Source organism: Streptomyces sp. NPDC002911 (assembly GCF_053591835.1).
In genome coordinates this window covers 57,505-82,342 of the sequence record NZ_JBSFUO010000004.1, presented here as the reverse complement: position 1 = coordinate 82,342, position 24,838 = coordinate 57,505, and the positions used below count along the sequence as shown (strand labels likewise).

Genomic DNA, 24,838 nt, shown 5'->3' with positions numbered 1-24,838 from the left:
GAGCACACATGGCACCGAACGACAGCGCACAGACCAACGGCGAGGCCACGGGCACTGTCGTGGGCCGTCGGAAGGCGGCGCGCTACATCGTCCCGTTCGCGGTGGCGGCAGTGGCGGCGGCGACGATCGGACTCGTCCCCGCGCTCGCGGACTCCGGAGACCCGGAGCTGCCGGGCATCACCGCGCAGGAACTCATCGAGAAGATCGCCGCGTCGGACGAGGAGCAGCTCTCCGGCACGGTGAAGGTCAGCACCGACCTCGGCATCCCGTCGCTCGGCGGGCTCGCGGGCTCCTTCTCGCCGGGCGCCGGACCGGGGTCCGGGCAGTCGAGCGCCTCCCCCGACACCAAGCTGATGGAGCTCGCCTCCGGGACGCACACGCTCCGGGTCGCCGTCGACGGCCCCGACAAGCAGCGCCTCTCGATCCTCGGCGAGGGCTCCGAATACAGCCTCGTCCACAACGGGGACGACATCTGGGGCTACGACAGCGAGAGCAACGAGGTCTACCACGCGCAGTCCGACGGCAACGAGCGCCCGGGCGGTAAGGCCAAGGAGCACAAGGCGCCCGAGGGTGTGCCGGCCACTCCGAAGGAGCTCGCCGAGGAGGCGCTCGCCGCTGCCGGCGACACCACGTCGGTCACCGTCGACGGCACGGCGCAGGTGGCCGGGCGCGACGCATACAAGCTTCTGATCAAGCCCGAGCAGTCCGGTTCTACGATCGGCTCCGTCACGGTCGCGGTCGACGCCGCGACCGGCGTACCGCTGAAGTTCACGCTGGCCCCGAGCAGCGGCGGCAAGGCCGCGGTCGACGCCGGGTTCACCGAGGTCGACTTCGCGAAGCCCGAGGCCTCGTCCTTCTCCTTCACTCCGCCCAAGGGCGCGAAGGTGACCGAGGCCGACGAGCTGAAGGCCGAGGCGGAGAAGAAGGGCTCGGCGGAGAAGACCCGGGCCGACCTGTCCGCGCCGGAGGACTTCAAGGGCCTCGACGTCATCGGCGAGGGCTGGAACGCCGTCGCCGAGATCGAGCTCCCGGGCGGAGCGGGACTGCCCGCCCAGGGCTCCGGCGACGTACCCCCGCAGGCGCGGCAGTTCCTGGACGCGCTCGGCGACAAGGTCACCGGCGACTTCGGCACGGGCACGGTCTTCAAGACGCGCCTCGTCAACGCGCTGATGACCGACGACGGAAAGGTCTACGTCGGCGCGGTCACCGAGGACGCGCTGGTGAAGGCGGCCGACACCGCCAAGTAGGACGCACCGTGGGTCCCGCCCCGCCGTACGCTCCGTACGGCGGGGCGGTTCCGTACACGGCGCAGCGACAGGACCGGGAGTGCGCATGACCGACACAGCGGCCGCGACGGCGGGACGGGACACGGGGCCGGAGCCCGGCGCCGTGATCGAGACACGCGGGCTCACCAAGCGCTACCGCGGCGGGCAGTTGGCGGTCGACGGGCTCGACCTCGCCGTCCCCGCCGGAAGTGTCTTCGGCTTCCTCGGGCCCAACGGCTCCGGCAAGACCACCACGATCCGGATGCTCATGGGGCTCATCGACCCGACCTCCGGCACCGCACAGGTCCTGGGCCGCCCCATGCCGGCCGCCGCCCGCACGGTGCTCCCGCAGGTCGGCGCGCTCATCGAAGGGCCCGCGCTGTACGGGTTCCTGACCGGCCGCGACAATCTCGTACGCTTCGACTCCGCCGACCCGGCGGCCGATCCCCGCACCCGGCGCGCGCGGGTGAGCAGCGCCCTCGACCGGGTCGGGCTCGGCGCCGCGGCCGGCAAGAAGGCCAAGGCGTACTCACTCGGGATGAAGCAGCGCCTCGGGCTGGCCGCCGCTCTCCTCCAGCCGCGCAGGCTGCTCGTGCTGGACGAACCGACCAACGGTCTCGACCCGCAGGGCATGCGTGAGATCCGCTCCCTGGTCCGCGAGCTGGCGGCCGAGGGCACCACCGTCTTCCTCTCCTCCCACCTGCTCGACGAGATCGAACAGGTCTGCACGCATGCGGCGGTGATGGCCCGCGGCAGGCTCCTCGTCCAGGGCCCGGTGACCACGCTCGCCGCGGGCGCCCGGGGCCGGCTCGCAGTGACCACCCGGGACCCCGCTGACGCGGTCCGCGTCCTCGCGGAGCACGGGGTGACGGGCCTCGTGACCGACGGAGACCGGGTGAGCGCCGACGCGCCGCCGGGCGAAGTGGAACTCGCGGACCTCAACGCCGCCCTGGTGCGGGGCGGTGTCCGCGTCCGCGCCTTCGGCGTCGAGCGGGCATCGCTGGAGGACGCCTTCGTCGCACTCACCGGAGAGGGATTCGATGTCGCAGGCTGAACTCACGGCGTTCCCCGCGGCCCGCACACCGCGCCGTGCGCTGTGGACCCTCGGGATCCTCCGCTCCGAACTGGCCACCACCCTGCGCCGGTGGCGCACCCTGGCACTGCTCGGTGTGCTGGCGGCCGTGCCCGTGCTCATCGGGATCGCCGTACGGATCGAGACGGGCGACGGCTCGCGAGGCGGCCCAGGTGGCGGCGGCCCCGCCTTTCTCTCCCAGGTCACCGACAACGGTCTGTTCCTGGTCTTCGCGGCGTTCTCCGCGACGCTTCCCGTCTTCCTCCCGATGGCCGTCGGTGTCATCGCTGGGGACTCGGTGGCGGGCGAAGCGAGCGGCGGCACCCTGCGCTATCTCCTGGTCGCGCCGGCGGGCCGCACCCGGCTGCTGCTCGCGAAGTACGCGTCCGTCCTGGTGTTCTGCCTGATCGCCACCCTGGTCGTGGCGGCTTCGGCGCTCGCGGCCGGGGCGCTGCTCTTCCCCGTCGGGGAGGTCACGACGATCTCCGGGACCCGGATCAGCTTCGGTGAGGGACTTCTGCGGGCGGGACTGATCGCGGTCGCGGTGGCGGTGTCCCTCATCGGCTTCGCGGCGCTGGGTCTCTTCGTCTCGACCCTCACCAACAGCGGGATCGCGGCGATGGCGGCCACGGTCGGGGTGCTGATCACCGTGCAGATCCTGGACACGATGCCCCAGCTTGACGGGATCCATCCGTATCTCTTCCCGCATTACTGGCTGTCCTTCACGGACCTGCTGCGCGAACCGGTCTACTGGGACGAGATGGCCAGGAACCTGGGTCTGCAGGCGCTCTATGCGGCGGTGTTCGGCTCTGCGGCCTGGGCGCGCTTCACGACGAAGGACATCAGCGTCTGAGGTGCTCGGCGCCGGCCGTCCGCACCGCCGGCCGGTCGAGCCGTCCCCCGATCGGCTCGTCGCGGCACGAACGGCACGAACGGTGTACTGCACGGCACGTCACGACACGGTACGTTCCGTTTCCAGCCTGGTCATTGTTCGACTTTTGGTGACAGCCTGTCAATAAGCGGTGGGGGAATCCCCCTATGCTCACCGAATGATCACATCGCCGAGTTCCCCGCACCGCAGCGAGAGGTCACGACGGGCGACGCTGGACGCCGCCCTGGAGTTGTGTACGGAGGAGGGGTACGGACGGGTCACGGTCGAGGCCATCGCGGCGCGCGCCGGCGTGAGCAAGAAGACGATCTACCGCTGGTGGCCGTCGAAGGGCGCGGTGATGCTGGAAGCGTTCGCCGAGGTGTTCGTCGGCGCCACGCCGTTCGTCGACACCGGTGACATAGCGGCCGATCTGCGGACGCACATCAACGGCGCGGTGAAGCTGGTCTCCACGCCGCCCTACGGCCCGGCGTACGCCGGGATCCTGTCGGAGATGCACCACGACGACGGCCTCGCGCGGACAGTGCGTGAACAGCTGGTGGACCCTCGCTTCGAGGCAGCCGTGGGGCGCCTGAGGCGGGCCCAGGAGCAGGGGCAGATTCCTGTCGGCGCCGATCTGCCGCTCGCGGTGGAGCTGCTCTACGGCCCCGTCTACTACCGCCATGTGCTGCGGAAGCCGACCCAGGACGAGGCGACGGTCGCCGCGCTGGTGGCCCATGTCCTGCGGTCCCTGGTCGCCGGGGGCGTCAGCTGAAGAAGACCTTCGCACCGGCCACCGCGCCGGTGTCGGACAGCACGTCACCGGGCTTGCTGCCGTTGCCCAGCAGCACCCCGCCCCAGCGCATCCCCAGGTAACGCGCCGAATTGCGCAGCGTCCCCGCGAGGGGCTCGGCGACCGCCGGGTCGGTGACGGCGTGAGCGGTGATCCCCCAGAGGGTCTTCCCTGCCATCCGCCGCTGGAAGTCGATGCCGGGGGTCTCCAGCCAGCCCGACCAGTGGTCCAGGTAGCGCTTGGTGGAGGAGGAGACCGAGTACCAGTACAGCGGTGAGGCGACGACCACGTCGGTGGCGGCGAGTGTCGCCTCCAGCAAGGTCGCGGCGTGCCCGGCGGGGACGGAGTGGCCGTCCGCGTGCCGAAGGTCCTCGAAGTCGGGCAGCGGAAGATCCCGCAGGTTCAGCCACCGCTGTTCCGTGTCTGCCGGGAGCTGCTCGGCCGCGAGGCGGGTGAGCAGCTCGGTGTTGCCGTCGGCGCGGCTGCTGCCGAGCAGGAAGAGGAAGGCGCGCGTGGTCATGGTGTACCCCCAGTTGAATGCGTGCAACTTTTACCGGCGCACGCATCATATGCATGTGCATGGGGTTTCGGGGAGTGATTTCCGGCCGATGGTCGTGGGCGGGGTGTGCCCTCAGGCGAACAGCCGCTCCAGGACCACCGCGACTCCGTCGTCCTCGTTCGACAGCGTGATCTCGTCGGCCTCGGCGCGCAGCTCCGCGTGGGCGTCGGCCATCGCCACCCGGTGGCCCGCGAGGCGGAACATCGGCAGGTCGTTGGGCATGTCGCCGAACGCCACCGCGCCGGCGGGGTCACGGCCCAGCAGTCCGGCCGCCTCCGCGATGCCGGTCCCCTTGTCCACGCCGTACGGCGCCAGCTCCACCGTGCCGGGGCCCGCCATCGTGACGGACGCCAGATCGCCCACCGCCCCACGGGCGGTCACGGCCAGCTCGTCGTCCGTCAGCTCCGGGTGGCGTATGAGCACCTTGATGACCGGCGCCGCCCACAGCTCCTCGCGCCGTTCGGCCCGCTGCGCGGGGAGGGTGGCATGCGGCATGCGGTAGCCCGGCTCGATCAGGGTCCGGCCCTCGGTACCGTCCTGGTCGACCGCCGCGAACACCTGCCCCACCTCGGCCTCGATCTTGCCGAGCGCGGTCTCGGCCAGATCCCGGTCCAGCGTGACCGAGCGCAGCATGCGGGCTGCCCCGGCGTCGTACACCTGCGCGCCCTGCCCGCAGACTGCGAGGCCGTCGTAGCCCAGGTCCGCGAGCAGCGCGCGTATGCCGGGTACCGCCCGGCCCGTGACGATCAGATGGTGCGCCCCCGCCGACGCCGCGCGGGTGAGGGCGGAGCGGGAGCGGGGGCTCACGGTGTCGTCGGAACGCAGCAGCGTGCCGTCCAGATCCGTGGCGACAAGGGTGTATGCGGCGAGTCGCGTGAACATGAGGTCAGCCTAGAGAGATCGCCTTCCCGTCGGACGTCGCTGACCTGCGCGGACGGGCGGATCCGTCAGTGGACGCAGAATTCGTTGCTTTCCGGGTCCAGGAGCACCTGCCACGACCCGCCGGGTTCCTCGACGACCCGCAGCGCGCTCGCTCCCAGCTCCAGCAGCCGTTCCACCTCGGCCTCGCGCTGCCCGGGGGCCGTGTGGACGTCCAGGTGGAGGCGGTTCTTCACCGTCTTGGGCTCCTGTACGCGCTGGAAGAGCAGCCGGCGCCCCAGCCCGGTCCCGCTCTTCTCCTCGTACGGATCGTCCGGATGCCGCACCGCGGCGAGATCGCGCCACGCGCGGTGCCCGTGCGGTTCGACCGTCGCGGCCTCGGTCACGGCTCCCGCGGCGAGCAGTTCCTCGATCAAAGCGCTGTTGTCCTCGACGAGATAGCCGAGCGCCTCGGCCCAGAAGTCGGCCTGGGCGTGCGGGTCGCCGGCGTCGATGACGACTTTCCAGTGCAGGGTCATGTAACCGTTCATACTGGTCACCTGAATGGGACGGCAACGGCCGCGCCGGAACCAAAACCGGTTCTCCGTACACCGAAGGGCCGCACGTCCGCGGCGGTGCGGGCTCCGCCGGTGGCGTTCACGACTTCCGGCGGCCGCCGGACCTGGGCGCCGGGCGCGACGGGGGCGGCGCGGCACAACTGCACCCTGCACTTCTGCCGGCACCTGACGGGCCGGGTGGCGGCGATCGGCCGAGCCGCGGGCCTCACGACGGCGGGCAGGTCTCGCAGACGTGCCCGCCGAGCGCCGCCAGCAGTTCCCCGGCCGCCGTGCGCACCGCAGGATCGTCGTCCGAGGCCAGCCGCTCGGCCGTCACCCGGCCGGTCAGGACCGCGAGATGCGCGTCCCTGGCCCACTCGGGGTGATGCGCGTGTCCATGGGTGAGGATCGTCCGCAGCAGGCCGAGCACCCCGGCGCGGTCCTTCACGGTCTCCATGCCGGCGAGTTCCCACAGGAACGGCACCGTGGCGGCCGTGGCGTCGAACAAGGCCATGGCGCCGATCCACCGCCCCAGATCGCTCAGCGCGTCCTCGGCCGACTCACTGTCCCCCCACGCGATCCGCGACAGCATCCCGGGGACCTGGGACGCGGAGCCCTGGGCATGGCGCAGCTCATGCCACTGAACGTGCCTCATGTCCTTCAGGATCGTCCCCATCCGGGCACTCAATCAGCCTTTACGGGTGCCGTCCACCATGCCTGCCACACGCATCGGATCCGGCTCCCGCACCTCGTCCAGCGCATCCAGATACCGCCGTACGGCGTCGTGGTCGTCCGCGTCGGCGATCAGCCCCACGTGGTTGTCGGGACGGATCACGACGACGGTGTCCCCTTCGATGCCGTACGCCGCGTGGGCGTGCCCTTCCCGGTCGTGCAGGGCCTCCGGGCCGGCGGCGGCCGTCCCGGGCTCCGGGGCCCCGGAGCCGTACACCCGGAAGGCCCGCACCGCGTCGCCGTGGGCCGCGGTCGCCTCCCGGAGCGCCCGCTCCGTGCCGGAACCGAAGCCCAGCAGCGTGATGTGCGGACCGGCGAGAACGCGGAACAGGCGGGTGGGCGCGCCCGTCGCCGCCTTGACGCAGGGGGCGTCCGGGGCGCGGTCGCCGGACCGTACGCCGCCGTTGCCGCCGGGGCGGGTCAGGGAGCTCCACCGGTAGCCACGGTCGAGGCCCGTCGTCGACGGGGTGATCGCGGTGTCGAGTCCGCCGCCCGGCTTCCTGATCGCTGCCAGCGTGTCCCGCAGCCGCTCCGAGGTGAGGTCCAGCGTCCAGGCGGCGACCGGCAGCCGCTCCTCCTCGTAGGTGTCCAGCAGCCCCGTGGCCGCCCGCCCCCGCAGCACCTGGGCGAGTTTCCAGCCGAGGTTGAAGGCGTCCTGGATGCCGGTGTTCATGCCCAGCCCGCCCGCGATCGCGTGCACATGGGCGGCGTCCCCGGCCAGGAACGCCCGGCCCACCCGGTAGCGGTCCGCCATGCGCACGTTGACGCGGTACGTGGAGAGCAGCGCGGCCTCTATGAGGTGGCCGGCCGGAATCCGGGTATGCCGGGCGAAGAGCCGCCTGAAGCCGTCGAGTGAGGGGGCGAGCGGCCGGCCGTCCCCGTCGCGCTCCGGGCTCGACTGGTACCACCAGCCCGCCCGGGTGCCGGGGACGGGGCAGAGCATGACCGCTCCGTCCTCGTCGAACCACTGGTGCCAGATGCCACGGTCCAGGACGCCCGGGGTGATCTCGACGTCGCCGCAGACCATCACCTGCTCCTCGTCCGTCTTCCCGTCGAACGCGACGCCGAGCAGTTTCCGTACGCGGCTGTGGGCGCCGTCGCAGCCCACCACGTACCGGGCGCCGGTGCCGGAACCGTCGGCGAAGCTGACGGTTACCGAGGCGTCGTCCTCGGTGAGGCCCACGACCTCGATTCCGGTCTCCACGCCCACGCCGTATTCCGTGAGGCGGTCACGCAGGATTTCCTCCAGCCGCCACTGGGCGATCAGCCGGCCCCGGTCGTAGGGCGCGTCCGGGGCCGGCGCGGAATCCGCGTACGGGTCGGCCTCGGCGACCGGCACTCCGTCGCGGTACTTGCGCATCGGGAGCGGCGGCGAACCCGCCGCCAGCACCGCCTCGACGACCCCCAGGTCCTCCAGCACCTCCAGAGAGCGGGGATCGGGGCCCTTGGACCGGGAACTGCGCGGATACTCCGGCGACTTGTCCACGATCCGGACGGCGATGCCACGCCGGGCGAGATCGCAGGCCAGTGTCAGTCCGGTCGGGCCCGCGCCCACGATCAGTACGTCGGTCATGTCTGCTCCTCGGTGCACGCCATCCGGAAGGACAGGGAAACGCAACCGAGTTAAAAATGCAACCTGGTAACTATTTTGCGGCGGGCGTGTCCGCGTCCGGCGCTGAAGCGGAAGGCGTCTCCAGTGAGGGAGCGGCCTCCGCCGCGCGTACGGCCAGGCGCAGTGCCTCCACCCTCGTGCGCCGCGCCGTCCGCAGCGCGTCCCAGGTCAGCAGCATCAGCGCCACCCAGACCAGCGCGAAACCGGCCCACCGCTCGGGCGGCATCGACTCGTGGAAGTACAGGATGCCGAGCGCGAACTGGAACACCGGCGCCAGATACTGCAGCAGACCCAGGACGGACAGCGGCACCCGGATCGCCGCGGCGCCGAAACAGACGAGCGGTATCGCGGTGACGAGCCCCGTCGCGGCGAGAAGTGCTCCGTGCCCCGCGCCCGCGGCCAGGAACGTCGCGTTCCCGCTCGCCCCGAGCCACAGCAGGAAGCCGAGCGCCGGCACGAACAGCACGGCGGTCTCGGCGGCCAGGGACTCCAGGCCGCCCATGCCGACCTTCTTCTTCACCAGGCCGTACGTCGCGAACGAGAACGCCAGCACCAGCGAGATCCACGGCGGTTGCCCGTAGCCGATCGCCAGCACGAGGACCGCGGCGAAGCCGGTCGCCACCGCGGTCCACTGCGCCGGCCTCAGCCGCTCACCGAGCAACAGGACGCCCATCGCGATCGTGACCAGGGGATTGATGAAATAGCCGAGCGACGCCTCGACGACATGGCCGTTGTTGACGGACCAGATGTAGATACCCCAGTTGACCGAGATCACGGTCGCGGCTATCGCGATCAGCCCCAGCCGCCGGGGCTGTCGTGCCAGCTCGCCGATCCAGGCCCAGCGGCGCAGGAGCAGCAGGGCGACACCGACGACACCCAGTGACCACACCATCCGGTGCGCGAGGATCTCCACCGCCCCCGACGGTTCCAGCAGCGGCCAGAAGAGGGGCACGAGGCCCCACATCCCGTACGCGCCGATTCCGTACAGCAGGCCTGCCCGCTGTTCGTTCTTCCCCTTCACGGGCCCTCCCGGCACTACCGCGACTCAGGCGGTCGGCGAGCCGCCGACTGCACGACGGTAGCGCCGGAGGAGCCCTCTGTCATTGCTGTCTCACGGAAACGGTCGTGACAGGTGTCCGGGTGCCCGTTCAGGCGGCCGCGACCGTGCGGGCGACCGTCTCGGCCAGACGGGTGGTCGGCCGGCCGATGAGGCGGGCCAGGTCGCCGCTCGTCCCGGCGAGCAGGCCACGGGCGATGGCCTCGTCCACGTCGACGAGGATCGCGGCGAAGGGCTCGGGCACCCCGGCTCCGACGAGGATCTCCTGGTGCGCGGCGGCCGGCACGTTGTGGTAGACGATTTCCTCGGCGGTCGCGGCGGCCACCACGGCGGCGTACTCGGCCAGCGACCAGGCCACGTCGCCGCTCAGCTCGTACGTGGCGCCGAGGTGCCCCTCGCCGGTCAGCGCGGCGGCGGCGGCGTCCGCGTAGTCGGCCCGGGTGGCGGAGGCGACGCGACCGTCGCCCGCGTTGGCGACGACGGCGCCGTGCTCCAGGACGGGCGCCAGATTCGCCGTGTAGTTCTCGGTGTACCAGCCGTTGCGCAGGAAGGTGTATGGCAACCCGGAGTCCAGGATCAGCTGCTCGGTCACCTTGTGCTCGGCGGCAAGCTGGAAGTCCGCGTCAGGGCCGCCCAGCACTCCGGTGTAGGCGAGCTGCGCGACGCCCGCAGCCTTCGCGGCCTCGATCACGGCGGTGTGCTGCGGGATCCGCCTGCCGACCTCGTCGGCCGATATCAGCAGCACGCGGTCGCCGGCCCGGAACGCGCCGGCGAGGGTCTCGGGCCGGTCGTAGTCGGCGATACGGACTTCCACGCCGCGGGCCGCGAGCGGGGCGGCCTTCTCCTTGTCGCGGACGACCGCCGCGACCGACTCCGCGGGGACCGTGGCGAGCAGCCGCTCGACGACGAGACGGCCGAGCTCGCCGGTGGCTCCGGTGACAACGATGCTCATGGGTTTTCCTCCTGGTGCGCTGATCCTGGGACGGCTCTCTCGGTTACTTACTGTAGGAGATGCACTTTCTCTTCGAAAGTACGCACTTTGAAGTAAGGTACTGGCATGAGCGTAAGTGCCGTCAGGGCCCCGAGCGTCCACCAGCCGATGTGCCCCTCGCGGCTGGTGCTGGAGCACGTCACCAGTCGCTGGGGGGTGCTGGTGCTCGCCGCGCTGCTGGAGCGGTCGTACCGCTTCAGCGAGCTGCGCCGCACGGTGGGCGGTGTCAGCGAGAAGATGCTGGCCCAGACCCTGCAGACGCTGGAACGGGACGGCTTCGTGCACCGGGACGCCAAGCCCGTGATCCCGCCGAGGGTGGACTACTCCCTGACTCCGCTCGGCAAGGAGGCGGCGGAGCAGGTCTGGGGCCTGGCCCGGTGGGCGGAGCGGCGGCTGGACGCGGTGGAGGACGCCCGCGAGGCATACGACGGGGCCCGGAGCCAGTCGGCTCCGGGCCCCGTCGTGCAGGGGTGACGGCGGATCAGCCGACCACGGTCCACGTGTCGGTGCCGGACAGCAGGGTGCTCAGATCGCCCTTGCCGCGCTGCTCGATCGCGGCATCGAGCTGGTCGGACATCAGGGAGTCGTAGACCGGGCGCTCCACGCTGCGCAGCACCCCGATGGGCGTGTGGTGCAGGGTGTCGGCGTCCGCCAGCCGGGACAGCGCGAACGCGGTCGTCGGGCTGGGGTTGTGGGCGTCGTGGACGAGGATCCGTGACTGGTTGTCCTCGGTGACCGCGACGACGCTCAGGTCACCGGTGAGGGGGTCGCGGACGACCCCCTTGGCGTTGTCGGCGCCGAAGCGGATCGGCTTGCCGTGTTCGAGGCGGATGACCGCCTCCTCGGCCCGTTCCTTGTCCTTGAGTACCTCGAAGGCGCCGTCGTTGAAGATGTTGCAGTTCTGGTAGATCTCCACCAGTGCGGTACCGGGGTGGTCGGCGGCCGCGCGCAGCACGCTCGTGAGGTGCTTGCGGTCGGAGTCGACGGTGCGGGCGACGAAGGAGGCTTCGGCGCCCAGGGCGAGGGAGACCGGGTTGAAGGGCGCGTCGAGCGAGCCCATCGGCGTCGACTTGGTGATCTTGCCGACCTCGGAGGTGGGGCTGTACTGCCCCTTCGTCAGCCCGTAGATCCGGTTGTTGAACAGCAGGATCTTGAGGTTGACGTTGCGGCGCAGGGCGTGGATCAGGTGGTTCCCGCCGATGGACAGCGCGTCGCCGTCGCCGGTGACGACCCAGACGGACAGGTCGCGGCGGGAGGTGGCCAGGCCCGTGGCGATGGAGGGGGCGCGGCCGTGGATGGAGTGCATCCCGTACGTGTTCATGTAGTAGGGGAAGCGGGACGAGCAGCCGATGCCGGAGACGAAGGTGATGTTCTCCTTGGCCAGTCCCAGTTCGGGCATGAAGCCCTGCACGGCCGCGAGGACCGCGTAGTCACCGCAGCCCGGGCACCAGCGCACCTCCTGGTCGGACTTGAAGTCCTTCATGGACTGCTTGCCCTCGGCCTTGGGGACCAGCTGGAGGAGTTCGTTGGCGTTGGCGTCAGGCACCGTTGGCCTCCTTGAGGACTGTGGCGAGCTGCTCGGCCTTGAAAGGCATTCCGTTGACCTGGGTGTAACTCTGGGCGTCCACGAGGTATTTGGCCCTCAGCAGCATGGCGAGCTGGCCGAGGTTCATCTCCGGTACCACGACCTTGTCGTAACGCTTCAGCACCTCACCGAGATTCCGCGGAAAGGGGTTCAGATGGCGCAGATGGGCCTGCGCGATCGTCTCGCCGTCCGCGCGGAGCCGGCGCACCGCCGCCGTGATCGGCCCGTACGTCGAACCCCAGCCCAGGACCAGGGTCTTCGCGCCGGCCGGGTCGTCGACCTCCAGGTCGGGGACCTCGATGCCGTCGATCTTCGCCTGGCGGGTGCGGACCATGAATTCGTGGTTGGCCGGGTCGTAGGAGATGTTGCCCGTGCCGTCCTGCTTCTCGATCCCGCCGATCCGGTGCTCCAGCCCCGGGGTGCCCGGCACGGCCCAGGGGCGGGCCAGGGTCTCCGGGTCCCGCTTGTACGGCCAGAACACCTCGGTGCCGTCCGCGAGTTCGTGGTTCGGCCCGGTGGCGAACTGCGTCCGCAGGTCGGGGAGGCCGTCGACCTCGGGGATCCGCCACGGCTCGGAGCCGTTCGCCAGATACCCGTCGGAGAGCAGGAACACCGGCGTCCGGTAGGTCAGCGCGATCCGGGCGGCGTCCAGGGCCGCGTCGAAGCAGTCCGCCGGGGTCCTCGGTGCCACGATCGGGACCGGTGCCTCACCGTTGCGCCCGTACATGGCCTGAAGCAGGTCGGCCTGTTCCGTCTTGGTCGGCAGACCGGTGGACGGGCCCCCGCGCTGGATGTCGATGACCAGCAGCGGCAGCTCCAGCGACACCGCCAGACCGATCGTCTCCGACTTCAGCGCCACGCCCGGGCCCGACGTGGTCGTCACACCCAGTGACCCGCCGAACGACGCGCCGAGAGCCGCCCCGATCCCGGCGATCTCGTCCTCCGCCTGGAAGGTCCTTACGCCGAAATTCTTGTGCTTGCTGAGCTCATGCAGGATGTCGGACGCCGGAGTGATCGGATACGAGCCCAGGTACACCGGCAGGTCCGCCTGCCGGCCCGCCGCGATCAGCCCGTACGACAACGCCAGGTTTCCCGAGATGTTGCGGTACGTGCCCGTCGGGAAAGCCTGCGACGCCGGTGCGACCTCGTACGAGACCGCGAAATCCTCCGTCGTCTCACCGAAATTCCAGCCCGCACGGAATGCCGCCACATTCGCCTCGGCGATGGCCGGCTTCTTGGCGAACTTCGACCGGAGGAATGTCTCCGTCCCCTCGGTCGGACGGTTGTACATCCAGGACAACAGCCCGAGCGCGAACATGTTCTTCGACCGCTCGGCCTCCTTGCGGGAAAGTCCGAACTCCTTCAACGCCTCGATCGTCAGGGTCGTCAACGGAACAGGATGCACGTTGTACGCCTCGAGCGAGCCGTCCTCGAGAGGGGACTCGGCGTATCCGACTTTCGCCATCGGACGCTTGGTGAACTCATCCGTGTTCACAATGATGTCGGCCCCGCGCGGCACATCGGCGATATTCGCCTTCAGCGCCGCCGGATTCATCGCGACCAGTACATTCGGCGCATCGCCCGGTGTGAGGATGTCGTGGTCCGCGAAGTGCAGCTGGAACGAGGACACACCCGGCAGCGTGCCGGCGGGCGCCCGGATCTCGGCGGGGAAGTTGGGCAGCGTCGACAGGTCGTTCCCGAACGACGCCGTCTCCGACGTGAACCGGTCGCCTGTCAATTGCATGCCGTCACCCGAGTCACCCGCGAAGCGGATGATCACTCGGTCCAGACGGCGGATTTCCTTCTCGGCGGCACCCGTACGATCAATGCGCGGAGCACGCTGCTCCCCGACTACAGCCTCGTTGGCCTCATCGGACTTTCCGGCTGGGCTACTGACCTGGCTGGTCACTGAACTGGACCTCCCTCGGGGCGGCGGCTCGGGACCGGCCGGCCCGCCGGCGGTCCAGGCCCCACCCTACTTCTGTAAGGGTCGCCTTCCTTGGACCGGTCATATGGTGGACGCGTTTTCAGGACATGAATGCGTCACGCTTTGCCATATTTTCCGGACCTGTCGATCACTGGACGCCCCCCTTCGTTGCTCATCCTTTCGTCGTAGGACCTGGGGTTTCGCTCGGCGGTGGGTGGATCATCCAGATGATCACGGGTAGATCATCGCGTCGTCACGAGTTCAAATACGTGAGAACGGCGAGAACGCGCCGGTGATCCCCGTCACTGGGGGCCAGGCCGAGTTTCAGGAAGATGTTGCTGATGTGCTTCTCCACGGCTCCGTCGCTGACCACCAGCTGACGGGCGACGGCTGAATTCGTACGTCCCTCCGCCATCAGACCGAGGACCTCCCGCTCGCGCGGCGTGAGCCCCGCCAGCACGTCCTGCTTGCGGCTGCGGCCCAGCAGCTGAGCCACCACCTCGGGGTCCAGCGCGGTCCCGCCCTGCGCCACCCGCACCACGGCGTCCACGAACTCCCTGACCTCGGCCACCCGGTCCTTCAGGAGATAGCCGACGCCGCGGCTGCTTCCGGCCAGCAGTTCGGTGGCGTACTGCTCCTCGACGTACTGCGAGAGCACCAGCACCCCGATGTCCGGGTAGTCCTTGCGTATCCGCACGGCCGCCCGCACCCCCTCGTCGGTGTGGGTCGGCGGCATCCGCACGTCGGCGACCACCACGTCCGGCAGCGCGTCCTGCCCCGCGAGGTCACTCACCGTCTTGATCAGCGCCTCGGCGTCCCCCACCCCGGCGACGACGTCGTGCCCGAGATCGGTCAGCAGCCGGGTGAGTCCTTCCCGCAGCAGCACCGAATCCTCGGCGATGACGACCCGCACTCTTTCCTTCACGACGTTGTGTCCCCCACTGTCGGTGTCCCTCGGGTACGCCGCTGTGCGCGCCGCCCCTGTGCGCCCAGCATTCCAGCATCGGCACCCGGGCGGGTCGTACACCAGCGGTTCCGTCGCCACCGGACGCACCGCAGTGCCCCGGCCGCCGTGGTGGCGGCCGGGGCACTGCGGTGCGTCCGGCTCGTGTACGGAGCCGGTGTCTCAGCCTCGCCAGGGCAGCTCGGCGGTGATGGTCGTCGGGCCGCCGGCGGGCGAGTCGACGACGAGGACGCCGTCGACGGCTCCCAGCCGCTCCGCCAGCCCCGACATGCCCGTACCGCCGTCGAGCCGGGCTCCGCCGCGGCCGTCGTCCGTGACCTGGAGCATCAGCCGGTCCGCCGCTCTCCAGACGTCGACCGAGGCGCGGGTGGCCCGGGCGTGCTTGCTGATGTTCTGGAGGAGTTCGGAGACGGTGAAGTAGGCGATGCCCTCGATGGCCTGGGCGGGCCGTGACTCCAGGTCCACCGCGACTTTCACGGGGACGGTGCAGCGGGAGGCGATGGCGGAGAGTGCGGCGTCGAGTCCGCGGTCGGTGAGGACGGCGGGGTGGATGCCGCGGGCGAGGTCGCGGAGTTCCTGGAGGGCGACCTTGATCTCGCCGTGGGCCTCGTCGACCATGCGGGCGGCGGCTTCGGGGTCGTCGGTGAGCTTCTCCTTCGCCAGCCCCAGGCCCATGGCGAGGGCGACGAGCCGGGCCTGTGCGCCGTCGTGGAGGTCGCGTTCGATGCGGCGCAGGTCCGCGGCCGCGGTGTCCACGACCACACCCCTGTCCGACTCCAGCTCCGAGACCCTGGAGGCCAGCCGGGAAGGGCCGAGCAGACCCAGCACCATCAAACGGTCCACGGACACCAGGCCACGGATGATCCACGGCGTGACCAGGACGAGAGCCAGACCGACCGCGCCGGTGACCGTCAGCTCGAAGGGGGAGTCGAGGTAGACCTGATGCGTCCGGTCGCCGTACAGCTGGATGCCGTCGACACCCGCGTACGCCGGGAAGACCCAGCGCCACAGCGGGTAGGTGAACGCGGCCCAGCCGTAGGCCCAGAACGCCACCGACACGGAGAACGCGAACACCGCCCAGGGCATGTGCAGCACCGCGTAGAGCAGATGCCGCCAGGACGCCCCGCTCCTCAGTACCGCGCCCACCCAGGACACCAGGCCGCCCTTCCCGCGTACCGGCTCGGGATCCGCGACGTCCAGCTTCAGCAGCCCGCGTGCCCGGACCCGCTCCACGGCGCCGAAACCGCGGCACATGACCAGGCCGGCGGCGAGGATCGGGATGCCGACGAAGGTGATCAGCATGCCCAGGCCCAGCGACACCATGGTCACCGCGAAGCTGAACAGCACCACGCTGATCGGCAGGCTCAGGAGCACATAGCCCAGCTCGCGCCAGGTACGCGCCTCGAAGGGCGCGCGCAGCGCCGCGGGGAAGAAGTGCTTCGCCCGGGGGTAGCCCCCCGACCCGGCGCCGGGGCTGTGGTGGTTGCGCGAGGCCGGTCCGTATGCCGTGGTCATCAGGGGCGTCCGTCCGTTTCTTCTGAGCGGGGACTCCCCGCGGGCCGATACAACGGCTGATTAGTCAAGACTGCTGTGCCAGGGGCCACGGCACCATGAGGAGGGTCTCCGTATCGGGCAGGGGGTTTTCCCCACCATGGCGGCCCGCCGTCCTGCCTCCGGGCCACGCCGTCCTGCCTCCGGGCCACGGCGCCCCGCCTCCGCGCATGACGTCCCGCCTCCGTGTCATGCCACACCCGCCCGTTCGGTCTCCGTGTCCGCGCGGTCGCGCCAGGGCAGCTCCGCGGTGACCGTGGTGGGGCCGCCCTCGGGGGAGTCCAGGACGAACAGCCCGTCGACGGCTCCCAGCCGCTCCGCCAGCCCCGACATGCCCGTACCGCCGTCGAGCCGGGCTCCGCCGCGGCCGTCGTCCGTGACCTGGAGCATCAGCCGGTCCGCCGCTCTCCAGACGTCGACCGAGGCGCGGGTGGCCCGGGCGTGCTTGCTGATGTTCTGGAGGAGTTCGGAGACGGTGAAGTAGGCGATGCCCTCGATGGCCTGGGCGGGCCGTGACTCCAGGTCCACCGCGACTTTCACGGGGACGGTGCAGCGGGAGGCGATGGCGGAGAGTGCGGCGTCGAGTCCGCGGTCGGTGAGGACGGCGGGGTGGATGCCGCGGGCGAGGTCGCGGAGTTCCTGGAGGGCGACCTTGATCTCGCCGTGGGCCTCGTCGACCATGCGGGCGGCGGCTTCGGGGTCGTCGGTGAGCTTCTCCTTCGCCAGCCCCAGGCCCATGGCGAGGGCGACGAGCCGGGCCTGTGCGCCGTCGTGGAGGTCGCGTTCGATGCGGCGCAGGTCCGCGGCCGCGGTGTCCACGACCACACCCCTGTCCGACTCCAGTTCGGCGATCCTGCGCTCCAGTTCGTCGGAGGGCGAGAGCAGGGCCCGAGCCATCGCCCGGTCCGCGTTGGTCAACCCGCGCGCGAGGTACGGGAGCACGGGCCACAGGACGAACAGGCTCACCAGCGTCACGGCGAACGTCGCCACACCCCATGGCAGCCGGATGAACGAATACAGCAACGCCCGCCACCCCACCGGGTCCTTCAGCCCCGACCACAGCCAGGTGAGGAAACCCTGGTCCCGGCGGCTCCGGGCCATCGGGCTCGGCTCCTCGATCCGCACCCCGAGCATCCGCCGCGCCCGGCCGCGTTCGGCCCGGCCGAGCCCCCGCGCGCCCTGGAGCCCCAGCGCGAGCAGTGGCAGTCCGATCACGGTGACGGAGAGCCCGGCGCCCACACCGATCAGGATCACGGTGTAGACGAACCCGGCGATCGCCACCGGCAAGTTGGCCAGGAGATACGCGATCTCCTTCCACGTCCACCGGTCGAAGGCGAAGCGCGCGGGCGGCGGCCGGTCGTTGTCCGGCACGGAGGGGCTCATGGTCATACGACCAGCGTGCCGGGCCGGTGGCACCCACGCCATGGGGTTCGTGGGTGGGGCCGAGTAGGGATAACCCCACCTCGCATCGCGCCTCCCGTGGCGCCTCCGGTCCCAGCTGTTGTGCGACGGGGCTGCTTACCGTCCCTTTACAGGGCCTAGACTCCCCTGCGTACAGACCGTCGAACAGGTTGAGGGAGCGAGGGGCGGACGTGGCGGACGTGCCGGGACCGACCGTTCTCGCGTCGGACTACTTCCAGAGCTACTCAGTGATCGGACTGCTCGCCCTGGTGGGTGTGCTGTTCGTCGCCGTCGCCTTCGGGGCCGGCCGACTGCTGAGGCCCGTGGTCCCGACGCCGGAGAAACTGCTCACGTACGAGTGCGGCGTGGACCCGGTGGGCGAAGGCTGGGCCCACACCCAGGTGCGCTATTACGTGTACGCCTTCCTGTACGTGATCTTCGCCGTCGACTCGATCTTCCTGTTCCCGTGGGCGACGGTGTTCGCGGCCCCCGGATACGGGGCGACGACGCTGGTGGAGATGTTCATTTTCCTCGGTTTCCTGGCCGTGGGACTGCTCTACGCATGGAAGAAGGGCGTCCTCGGATGGGCGTGACGAGCCGGCCGAATCCCGAACCCCCCGTGTCGCTGCCCGATCCGGCGTTGCTGCCCGAGCCGAAGAAGCTCGGCGTGCTGTCCCGGCTCGCGCCCGAACCGATGAAGGTGGTCCTCAACTGGGGCCGCCGCTACAGCCTCTGGGTCTTCAACTTCGGACTCGCCTGCTGTGCCATCGAGTTCATCGCCGCCTCCATGGCACGGCACGACTTCATCCGGCTCGGCGTCATCCCGTTCGCGCCCGGCCCTCGGCAGGCCGACCTGATGGTCGTGTCCGGCACGGTGACGGACAAGATGGCCCCGGCCGTGAAGCGGCTCTACGAGCAGATGCCCGAGCCGAAGTACGTCATCTCCTTCGGCGCCTGCTCCAACTGCGGCGGCCCTTACTGGGATTCGTACTCCGTGACGAAGGGCGTCGACCAGATCATCCCCGTCGACGTGTACGTACCCGGCTGCCCGCCCCGGCCCGAGGCGCTCCTCCAGGGCATCCTCAAGCTCCAGGAGAAGATCGCCCGCGAGTCGCTCGCCGAGCGGTACGCCACCGAGGACACAGCCCGTCCCTCGGCCGCCGCCCTGCGCAGCGGTCTCGTCACAGCCCCGAAGACGCCAGGGGAGAAGCGGCAGTGACCACCTCGGACACCTACGACCGGCTGCCCGACGCCGTCACCGACGTCTTCGGCGAGGACGCCACCGCCGCGCACGCCTACGACCTGCTGACCGTCGACGTCCCCGCCGCCTCGTGGACCGCCGCCCTCGAAACGGCCCGCGACGAGCTGGGCTGCACCTATTTCGACTGGCTGAGCGCCGTCGACGAACCGGGCACCGGCTTCCGGGTCTGCGCCCATGTCGCGGCCCTCGGCGGCGGCACGGTCCGGCGCCTGCTGCTCCGCACGACCGTCCCGCACGAGGCGGCCACCCTGCCCACCGCCGTCGGCGTCTACGCGGGCGCGGCCTGGCACGAGCGCGAGACGCACGAGATGTTCGGCATCGCCTTCGAGGACCACCCGCACTTGGTCCCGCTGCTGCTGCCCGAGAGCTTCGAGGGCCACCCGTTGCGCAAGGACTTCGTCCTTGCGGCCCGTGTAGCCAAGGCATGGCCGGGGGCGAAGGAGCCGGGCGAGTCCGAACACGGCGGGCCCAAGCGGCGCACGATGCTGCCGCCGGGAGTGCCCGATCCCAATGAATGGGGCCCGCTCAAGGGGCAGCTCCCGCCTGTCACGGCCCGGCCGGCCCGAGGGGCGCGTGCGGCGGGCGACCGGCCGGTGCGCCGGGCCCGCAGCGTGAGCGAGGGATCGGCGGCGCAGCGGCCGGACGCGGCGGAGGCCCCGCAGGCCGCGCCACCGCGCCGCACCCGCGGCGCCGCCCAGGGCTCGGCGGGCCAGGCCACCGGCCCGGCGTCCGCGCCTCCGGCCGGTCCGACGGACGGCGGAGCCGCGCGGAGCGGCGACGACGCGGCGCGCGGGTCGGGTGCTGCCGGCCGTGCGGACGCACCCTGGCACGACGCGCGGCCGGCCTTCGACGACACCCCGAAGCAAACGATGCCAAAACGGCCGGCGCCGCAGGGGCCCGAGCAGCCGCCGGGGCCTGAGCCGGTACCGGGGCCCGAGCAGCCGCCGGGGCCTGAGCCGGTACCGGGGCCCGAGCAGCCGTCGGGGCCTGAGCCGGTACCGGGGCCCGAGCAGCCGCCGGGGCCTGAGTTGGTACCGGAGTCCGAGCCGTCGGACGCTCCTGCGCAGGGTGACGCCGGCCATGACTCCGACAGCGGCGGCTCGGCCGCGGACCCTGCCCCCGCTCGGGGCCCCGACGCCTCGTCCCGAACCGACCGTTCCGCCGATCCCGACCGTTCCGCCGGAGGCGATGCCGAGTGAGCGACGTACTCGACGTCACCCTCCGCCTCGTCATCGTCTTTGCGGTGTTCATGGTGGTCCCGCTCGTCGTGGGACAGGCCGAACACAAGGTGATGGCCCACATGCAGGGCCGCCTCGGTCCCATGCACGCGGGCGGGTTCCACGGCTGGGCCCAGCTCGTCGCGGACGGGGTGAAGTTCGCGCAGAAGGAAGACGTCGTTCCGGCCGATGCGGACCGCCGCATCTTCCAGCTCGCTCCCGCCGTCGCCCTGCTCCCGTACCTCCTCGTGCTCGTCGCCATCCCGATCGGCCCCGGCGAGGGAGCGGTCGGGCAGGTCGTCGACGCGGGCATCTTCTTCGTGCTGGCCGTCATGGGCGTCGGTGTGCTCGGCTCGCTGATGGCGGGCTGGGCCTCGGCCAACAAGTACTCCCTGCTCGGCGGTCTCCGCACCGCAGCGCAGCTCCTCGCCTACGAACTGCCGATGCTGCTCGCCGCAGCATCCGTCGCCATGGCGGCCGGTACCGTCTCGCTCCCCGGTATCCTCAACGCCTTCGAGTGGTGGTGGCTGCCCTGGCAGATCGTCGGCGCCCTGGTCTTCTTCGTGGCGGGGCTCGCCGAACTCCAGCGCCCGCCCTTCGACATGCCGGTCGCCGACTCGGAGATCATCTTCGGTGCGTACACCGAGTACACGGGTCTCCGCTTCGCCCTGTTCCTGCTCGCCGAGTACGCCGGAATCGTCGTCCTGTGCGGTCTGACCACCGTCCTCTTCCTCGGCGGATGGCACGGTCCCCTCGGCGCCGACGGGCTCGGCTGGGTCTGGACCCTGCTCAAGACCGGCGTTCTCGCGTTCGTCGTCATCTGGCTCCGGGTCACCTACCCCCGCCTGCGCGAGGACCAGCTGCAGAAGCTCGCGTGGACCACGCTCATCCCCCTCGCTCTCGCGCAGATCGCGCTCACCGGCATCGTGAAGGTGGCGATCAACTAGTGCCCCCGATCCCCGGCTCAGGCCTGGCCAAGGGTCTTGCCGTCACCCTGCGGACCATGACGAAGCGCACGGTCACCGCGCAGTACCCGGACGTCCAGCCCGAACTGCCGCCCCGCACCCGGGGTGTCATCGGGCTCTTCGAGGAGAACTGCACGGTCTGCATGCTCTGCGCCCGTGAATGCCCCGACTGGTGCATCTACATCGACTCCCACAAGGAGACGGTGCCCGCAGCTGCCCCCGGTGGCCGCGAGCGCAGCCGCAATGTCCTGGACCGCTTCGCGATCGACTTCGCCCTGTGCATGTACTGCGGTATCTGCATCGAGGTCTGTCCTTTCGACGCGCTGTTCTGGTCGCCCGAATTCGAGTACGCGGAGACGGACATCCACGAACTCACCCACGAGCGCGACAAGCTCCGCGAGTGGATGTGGACCGTCCCCGAACCACCCGCGCTCGACCCGGGAGCCGAGGAACCCAAGGAGATCGCCGCAGCCCGCAAGACGGCCGACAAGCTCCGGGCCCAGGAAGCCCAGGCAGCGCAGGAGGCCCAGTCGGGCCAGGCAGCGGAACAGGAGGGGCAGGAGTGACCCTCGCGACCACCGCCGGTCATCCCGGCTTCCTCTCGCCGACCGGCGTCGAGATCGCCTTCCTCCTGGTCGGACTCGCCACCCTCGGCGCAGCCCTCATCACCGTCACGACCAAGCAACTCGTGCACGCCGCCCTCTGGCTCGTCGTGGCGCTCGGCGGCGTAGCGGTGGAGTACCTCCTGCTCACGGCCGAGTTCATCGCGTGGGTGCAGGTTCTCATCTACGTCGGTTCCGTCGTGGTCCTCCTCCTCTTCGGGCTGATGCTCACCAGAGCCCCCATCGGCCGTTCCCCGGACGCCGACTCGGGTAACCGGTGGATCGCCCTCGGGGCTTCCGTCGCCTCCGCGGCGGCCCTCGTCTGGGTCGTCGTGGACGCCTTCCGTACGACCTGGATCAATCTCGACGGCCCGGCCCAGGGCTCCACCAAGGCCTCCGGAGAATTCCTCTTCCGGCACTGGGTCCTCCCCTTCGAGGCCCTTTCCGTCCTGCTGCTGGCCGCCCTCGTGGGCGCGATCGTCCTGTCCCGCAAGGACCGGCCGGACCGCAAGGACCAGCAGGGCGGCCGAGCGGACCGCCCCGTCGCCAACCGCCCCGTCGTGAACCGGGAGGACAAGAGCTGATGCACCTCGCCTATCCCGCCGTCCTCGCCGTCCTCCTCTTCTGCACCGGGCTGTACGGGGTACTCGCCCGCCGCAACGCGATCCTCGTCCTGATGTCCGTCGAGCTCATGCTCAACGCTGTCAACCTCAACCTGGTCGCCTTCGACGTCTGGCTCCGCGACGCACTCCACGCGGGCCAGGCCCTCACCCTCTTCACGATCGCCATCGCCGCGGCCGAAATCGGCATCGGCCTCGCGATCGTCCTGGCCGTCTACCGCAATCGCGGCAGCTCGGACGTCGACCGCCTCCGCGACACCGCGGAGACCGACGACGCCGAAACGCTCCCTGGTGATGCCTACGCCGACCGCGACACCACCGCAGACCAGGCCACTGCTCCGGCAGGGAAGGCAAAGAAGGCAGAGGCCACCGCGTGACCACCACGACCCTCGCCGCCCTCGTCCCTCTCCTCCCCTTCCTGGGCGCCGCCGCAGGACTGCTCCTCGGCCGGACCGCGCCCGGCTTCGTCCGCCCCCTCGCCGTCCTGCCGGCCCTCGGCGCGGCCGTCCTCGCCGTCGTCGTCGCCGTACGCCAGGGCGGCGGCCGGCCCATCGACGCCGCGACCCAGCTGACCCCCACCGGCTCGGTCCCGATCGACCTGGCCCTGCACCTGGACGGCTTCGCCGTCCTCGTCGCCGTCCTCGTCGGCCTCGTCGCCACGTGCGTACAGATCTACTCGACGGCGTATCTCAAGGGCGACGCCCGCTACCCCTCGTACGCCGCCCTCGTCTCCCTCTTCACCTCCGCGATGCTGCTCGTCGTCTACTCGGGCGACCTGATGGTGCTCCTGGTCGGCTGGGAGATCATGGGCATCTGCTCGTACTTCCTCGTCGGTCACTACTGGGAGACCCCCGAGGCGCGCGCCGCCTCCCTCAAGGCCTTCCTCGTCACCAAGCTCGGCGACGTACCCTTCCTCATCGGCCTGTTCGCGCTCGCCGCGGACACCGGTACCTTCCGCATCACCGGCATCCTGGCCGCCGTCAACAACGGCGGACTCGATCACCCCACCCTCATCGCGCTGCTGCTCCTCGCCGGAGTCGCGGGCAAGTCCGCGCAGTTCCCCCTGCACACCTGGCTGCCCGACGCGATGGCCGGCCCCACCCCCGTCTCCGCGCTCATCCACGCCGCGACGATGGTCGCCGCCGGTATCTACTTCGTGGCCAGGCTCCTCCCCGTCTTCGCCGCGTCCGGTGCCGCCCTCGTCGTCCTCGCCGTGATGGCGGCCGTCACGATGATCGGCTCCGGGCTCGCCGCACTCGCGCAGGACGACATCAAGCGGGTCCTCGCCTACTCGACGATCGGCCAGCTCGGCTACATGTCCGGCGCCCTGGCCGTCGGTGACCGCGGGGCAGCCGTCTTCCACCTCCTGTCGCACGGTGCGTTCAAAGCCGTCCTCTTCCTCGCGGCGGGCGTCGTCATCCACGCGGCGGGAACCAACTCACTGGCCGCCATGTCCCGCATGGGCGGGCTGACCAAGCGCATCCCCGACGCCTACTGGACGATGACCGTCGCCCTCCTCGCGCTCGCCGCCATTCCCCCGTTCGCCGGCTTCTTCTCCAAGGAAGCCGTCCTCGTCGCCGCCGAGCACACCGCCTTCGGGGACCGCGACGTCGCCCCGGCCGCGGCCGGCTGGACGATCCTCGTCGCCGGCCTCGCCGCCGCGGTCCTCACCGCCGCCTACGCCACCCGGCTGTGGCTCCTCGCCTTCCGCGGGCGTGGCCCTGAGATCCCCGATTACGGCCGGCAGCCCGTCGCGATGACCTCCGTCCTCTGGGTCCTCGCCGTGCCCACGATCGCCTTCGGCCTCACCGCCGGCGCCCTCACCGACTGGTTCGACGGCCACAGCCTCACCCCCTCCCTCACGACCGCCGTCCTCTCCACCGGCGTCGGACTCGTCGGCGGACTGGTCACCTACGGCGCATGGCGCCACACCACGGAGCTCGCCGGCCGCCCCCCGGTCGGCGCGGTCGCCGCCCACCCCGGCGCCGAACCCGCTCTGGTGGAGGCCGAGGCCATTGCCTCGCACACCGCTGCGTACGGCACCATCGCGGGTGCCCCGGACCCCTCGGACCCCGGCCGGCTCCTGCTGGGGCCGCTGCACCGTCACGCCGTTACCGGCTTCCACCTCGACGCCCTGTACACGGCGCTGTTCGTCCGCCCCGTGGGGGCCGCCGCACGGCTCGTCCGCTTCCTGGACCGTGAGGTCGTCGACACCTACGTACGCGGCTCGGGCAGCATCGCCCGCGGACTCGGCACCGCGGTCCGCCGCGCCCAGACCGGCAACGTGCAGACCTACCTCGGCGCGCTCCTCGCCGGAACCCTTGTCCTGGCGATCGCCGCCGTCGTCTTTGCCAACGTCTACGCCGGGGCGTGATCCGTGT

25 protein-coding genes are annotated in these 24,838 nt (G+C 70.8%); 13 read left to right on the top strand and 12 right to left on the bottom strand.

Annotated elements, in window-relative coordinates; translation table 11 throughout:
• Nucleotides 1-8: 8 nt before the first annotated feature.
• The 4 genes from ACWD04_RS08200 to ACWD04_RS08185 all read left to right on the top strand — a co-directional run bounded on the left by ACWD04_RS08200 (nt 9) and on the right by ACWD04_RS08185 (nt 3,980).
• Entirely contained in the window at nt 9-1,247 is a 1,239-nt protein-coding gene (locus ACWD04_RS08200; RefSeq protein ID WP_451129371.1) for a LolA family protein, read from the top strand.
• Between the two features lie 85 nt (nt 1,248-1,332).
• A complete protein-coding gene (locus tag ACWD04_RS08195; RefSeq protein ID WP_451129369.1) occupies nt 1,333-2,319 on the top strand; it encodes an ABC transporter ATP-binding protein in 987 nt (328 codons plus the stop codon).
• A complete protein-coding gene (locus tag ACWD04_RS08190; protein ID WP_451129367.1) occupies nt 2,306-3,190 on the top strand; it encodes an ABC transporter permease in 885 nt (294 codons plus the stop codon). Before ACWD04_RS08195 ends, ACWD04_RS08190 begins: the two co-directional genes overlap by 14 nt.
• Before the next feature lie 196 nt (nt 3,191-3,386).
• Nucleotides 3,387-3,980: a TetR/AcrR family transcriptional regulator gene (locus tag ACWD04_RS08185; protein ID WP_451129365.1), complete on the top strand. Its 594-nt coding sequence runs from the start codon at nt 3,387-3,389 to the stop codon at nt 3,978-3,980.
• Here the strand turns inward: ACWD04_RS08185 and ACWD04_RS08180 are convergent.
• The 7 genes from ACWD04_RS08180 to ACWD04_RS08150 form a co-directional block, all read right to left on the bottom strand.
• Nucleotides 3,973-4,518: a flavodoxin family protein gene (locus ACWD04_RS08180; RefSeq protein WP_451129363.1), complete on the bottom strand. Its 546-nt coding sequence runs from the start codon at nt 4,516-4,518 to the stop codon at nt 3,973-3,975. The genes ACWD04_RS08185 and ACWD04_RS08180 overlap by 8 nt on opposite strands.
• A 111-nt stretch (nt 4,519-4,629) precedes the next feature.
• Nucleotides 4,630-5,439 (bottom strand): HAD-IIB family hydrolase, encoded by an 810-nt coding sequence (locus ACWD04_RS08175; protein WP_451129361.1) that lies wholly within the window; start codon nt 5,437-5,439, stop codon nt 4,630-4,632.
• 65 nt (nt 5,440-5,504) lie between these two features.
• Nucleotides 5,505-5,954, bottom strand: coding sequence for a VOC family protein (locus tag ACWD04_RS08170; protein ID WP_451129983.1), 450 nt, complete (start codon nt 5,952-5,954; stop codon nt 5,505-5,507).
• Between the two features lie 244 nt (nt 5,955-6,198).
• Nucleotides 6,199-6,648, bottom strand: a complete 450-nt coding sequence (locus ACWD04_RS08165) for a hypothetical protein (RefSeq protein ID WP_451129359.1) — start codon at nt 6,646-6,648, stop codon at nt 6,199-6,201.
• 12 nt (nt 6,649-6,660) lie between these two features.
• The gene (locus ACWD04_RS08160; RefSeq protein WP_451129357.1) at nt 6,661-8,277 is read right to left on the bottom strand and encodes an FAD-dependent monooxygenase; all 1,617 of its coding nucleotides are present in this window, start codon (nt 8,275-8,277) and stop codon (nt 6,661-6,663) included.
• A gap of 70 nt (nt 8,278-8,347) precedes the next feature.
• Nucleotides 8,348-9,337, bottom strand: a complete 990-nt coding sequence (gene rarD, locus ACWD04_RS08155) for an EamA family transporter RarD (protein WP_451129355.1) — start codon at nt 9,335-9,337, stop codon at nt 8,348-8,350.
• A 127-nt stretch (nt 9,338-9,464) separates the two neighbouring features.
• Complete coding sequence (locus ACWD04_RS08150; protein WP_451129353.1) at nt 9,465-10,325, bottom strand: SDR family oxidoreductase; 861 nt, start codon at nt 10,323-10,325, stop codon at nt 9,465-9,467.
• A 105-nt stretch (nt 10,326-10,430) separates the two neighbouring features.
• Here ACWD04_RS08150 and ACWD04_RS08145 point away from each other — a divergent pair, with 105 nt between their 5' ends.
• Nucleotides 10,431-10,838 (top strand): winged helix-turn-helix transcriptional regulator, encoded by a 408-nt coding sequence (locus ACWD04_RS08145; RefSeq protein ID WP_451129351.1) that lies wholly within the window; start codon nt 10,431-10,433, stop codon nt 10,836-10,838.
• Between the two features lie 7 nt (nt 10,839-10,845).
• On the opposite strand, the gene ACWD04_RS08140 is transcribed toward ACWD04_RS08145, so the two are convergent.
• From ACWD04_RS08140 to ACWD04_RS08120, 5 genes are all read right to left on the bottom strand, one after another.
• Entirely contained in the window at nt 10,846-11,847 is a 1,002-nt protein-coding gene (locus ACWD04_RS08140) for a 2-oxoacid:ferredoxin oxidoreductase subunit beta (protein WP_451129981.1), read from the bottom strand.
• A 55-nt stretch (nt 11,848-11,902) separates the two neighbouring features.
• On the bottom strand, nt 11,903-13,858 hold the full coding sequence (locus ACWD04_RS08135) for a 2-oxoacid:acceptor oxidoreductase subunit alpha (RefSeq protein WP_451129349.1): 1,956 nt from the start codon (nt 13,856-13,858) through the stop codon (nt 11,903-11,905).
• 271 nt (nt 13,859-14,129) lie between these two features.
• Nucleotides 14,130-14,789 carry a LuxR C-terminal-related transcriptional regulator gene (locus ACWD04_RS08130; RefSeq protein ID WP_451129979.1) on the bottom strand — a complete coding sequence of 220 codons (660 nt, stop codon included), beginning with the start codon at nt 14,787-14,789 and terminating at the stop codon, nt 14,130-14,132.
• Nucleotides 14,790-15,002: 213 nt separating this feature from the next.
• Nucleotides 15,003-16,355: a sensor histidine kinase gene (locus ACWD04_RS08125; protein WP_451129347.1), complete on the bottom strand. Its 1,353-nt coding sequence runs from the start codon at nt 16,353-16,355 to the stop codon at nt 15,003-15,005.
• A gap of 225 nt (nt 16,356-16,580) precedes the next feature.
• Nucleotides 16,581-17,780, bottom strand: coding sequence for a sensor histidine kinase (locus tag ACWD04_RS08120; RefSeq protein WP_451129345.1), 1,200 nt, complete (start codon nt 17,778-17,780; stop codon nt 16,581-16,583).
• Between the two features lie 203 nt (nt 17,781-17,983).
• Between ACWD04_RS08120 and ACWD04_RS08115 the strand changes: the two genes are divergently transcribed.
• From ACWD04_RS08115 to ACWD04_RS08080, 8 genes are read left to right on the top strand one after another with little or no spacing between them, the layout of a single operon-like run.
• Nucleotides 17,984-18,385: an NADH-quinone oxidoreductase subunit A gene (locus tag ACWD04_RS08115; RefSeq protein ID WP_451129343.1), complete on the top strand. Its 402-nt coding sequence runs from the start codon at nt 17,984-17,986 to the stop codon at nt 18,383-18,385.
• Nucleotides 18,376-19,011: an NADH-quinone oxidoreductase subunit B gene (locus ACWD04_RS08110; protein ID WP_451129341.1), complete on the top strand. Its 636-nt coding sequence runs from the start codon at nt 18,376-18,378 to the stop codon at nt 19,009-19,011. Before ACWD04_RS08115 ends, ACWD04_RS08110 begins: the two co-directional genes overlap by 10 nt.
• Complete coding sequence (locus ACWD04_RS08105; RefSeq protein WP_451129339.1) at nt 19,008-20,252, top strand: NADH-quinone oxidoreductase subunit C; 1,245 nt, start codon at nt 19,008-19,010, stop codon at nt 20,250-20,252. The genes ACWD04_RS08110 and ACWD04_RS08105 overlap by 4 nt, the downstream gene beginning before the upstream one ends.
• Nucleotides 20,249-21,217 carry a complex I subunit 1/NuoH family protein gene (locus ACWD04_RS08100; protein WP_451129337.1) on the top strand — a complete coding sequence of 323 codons (969 nt, stop codon included), beginning with the start codon at nt 20,249-20,251 and terminating at the stop codon, nt 21,215-21,217. Before ACWD04_RS08105 ends, ACWD04_RS08100 begins: the two co-directional genes overlap by 4 nt.
• Nucleotides 21,217-21,801 (top strand): NuoI/complex I 23 kDa subunit family protein, encoded by a 585-nt coding sequence (locus ACWD04_RS08095; RefSeq protein WP_451129335.1) that lies wholly within the window; start codon nt 21,217-21,219, stop codon nt 21,799-21,801. Before ACWD04_RS08100 ends, ACWD04_RS08095 begins: the two co-directional genes overlap by 1 nt.
• On the top strand, nt 21,798-22,421 hold the full coding sequence (locus ACWD04_RS08090) for an NADH-quinone oxidoreductase subunit J family protein (protein WP_451129333.1): 624 nt from the start codon (nt 21,798-21,800) through the stop codon (nt 22,419-22,421). Before ACWD04_RS08095 ends, ACWD04_RS08090 begins: the two co-directional genes overlap by 4 nt.
• Nucleotides 22,421-22,834 carry an NADH-quinone oxidoreductase subunit NuoK gene (gene nuoK, locus ACWD04_RS08085; RefSeq protein ID WP_451129331.1) on the top strand — a complete coding sequence of 138 codons (414 nt, stop codon included), beginning with the start codon at nt 22,421-22,423 and terminating at the stop codon, nt 22,832-22,834. The genes ACWD04_RS08090 and nuoK overlap by 1 nt, the downstream gene beginning before the upstream one ends.
• The gene (locus ACWD04_RS08080; protein WP_451129329.1) at nt 22,831-24,831 is read left to right on the top strand and encodes an NADH-quinone oxidoreductase subunit 5 family protein; all 2,001 of its coding nucleotides are present in this window, start codon (nt 22,831-22,833) and stop codon (nt 24,829-24,831) included. Before nuoK ends, ACWD04_RS08080 begins: the two co-directional genes overlap by 4 nt.
• Nucleotides 24,832-24,838 lie beyond the last annotated feature (7 nt).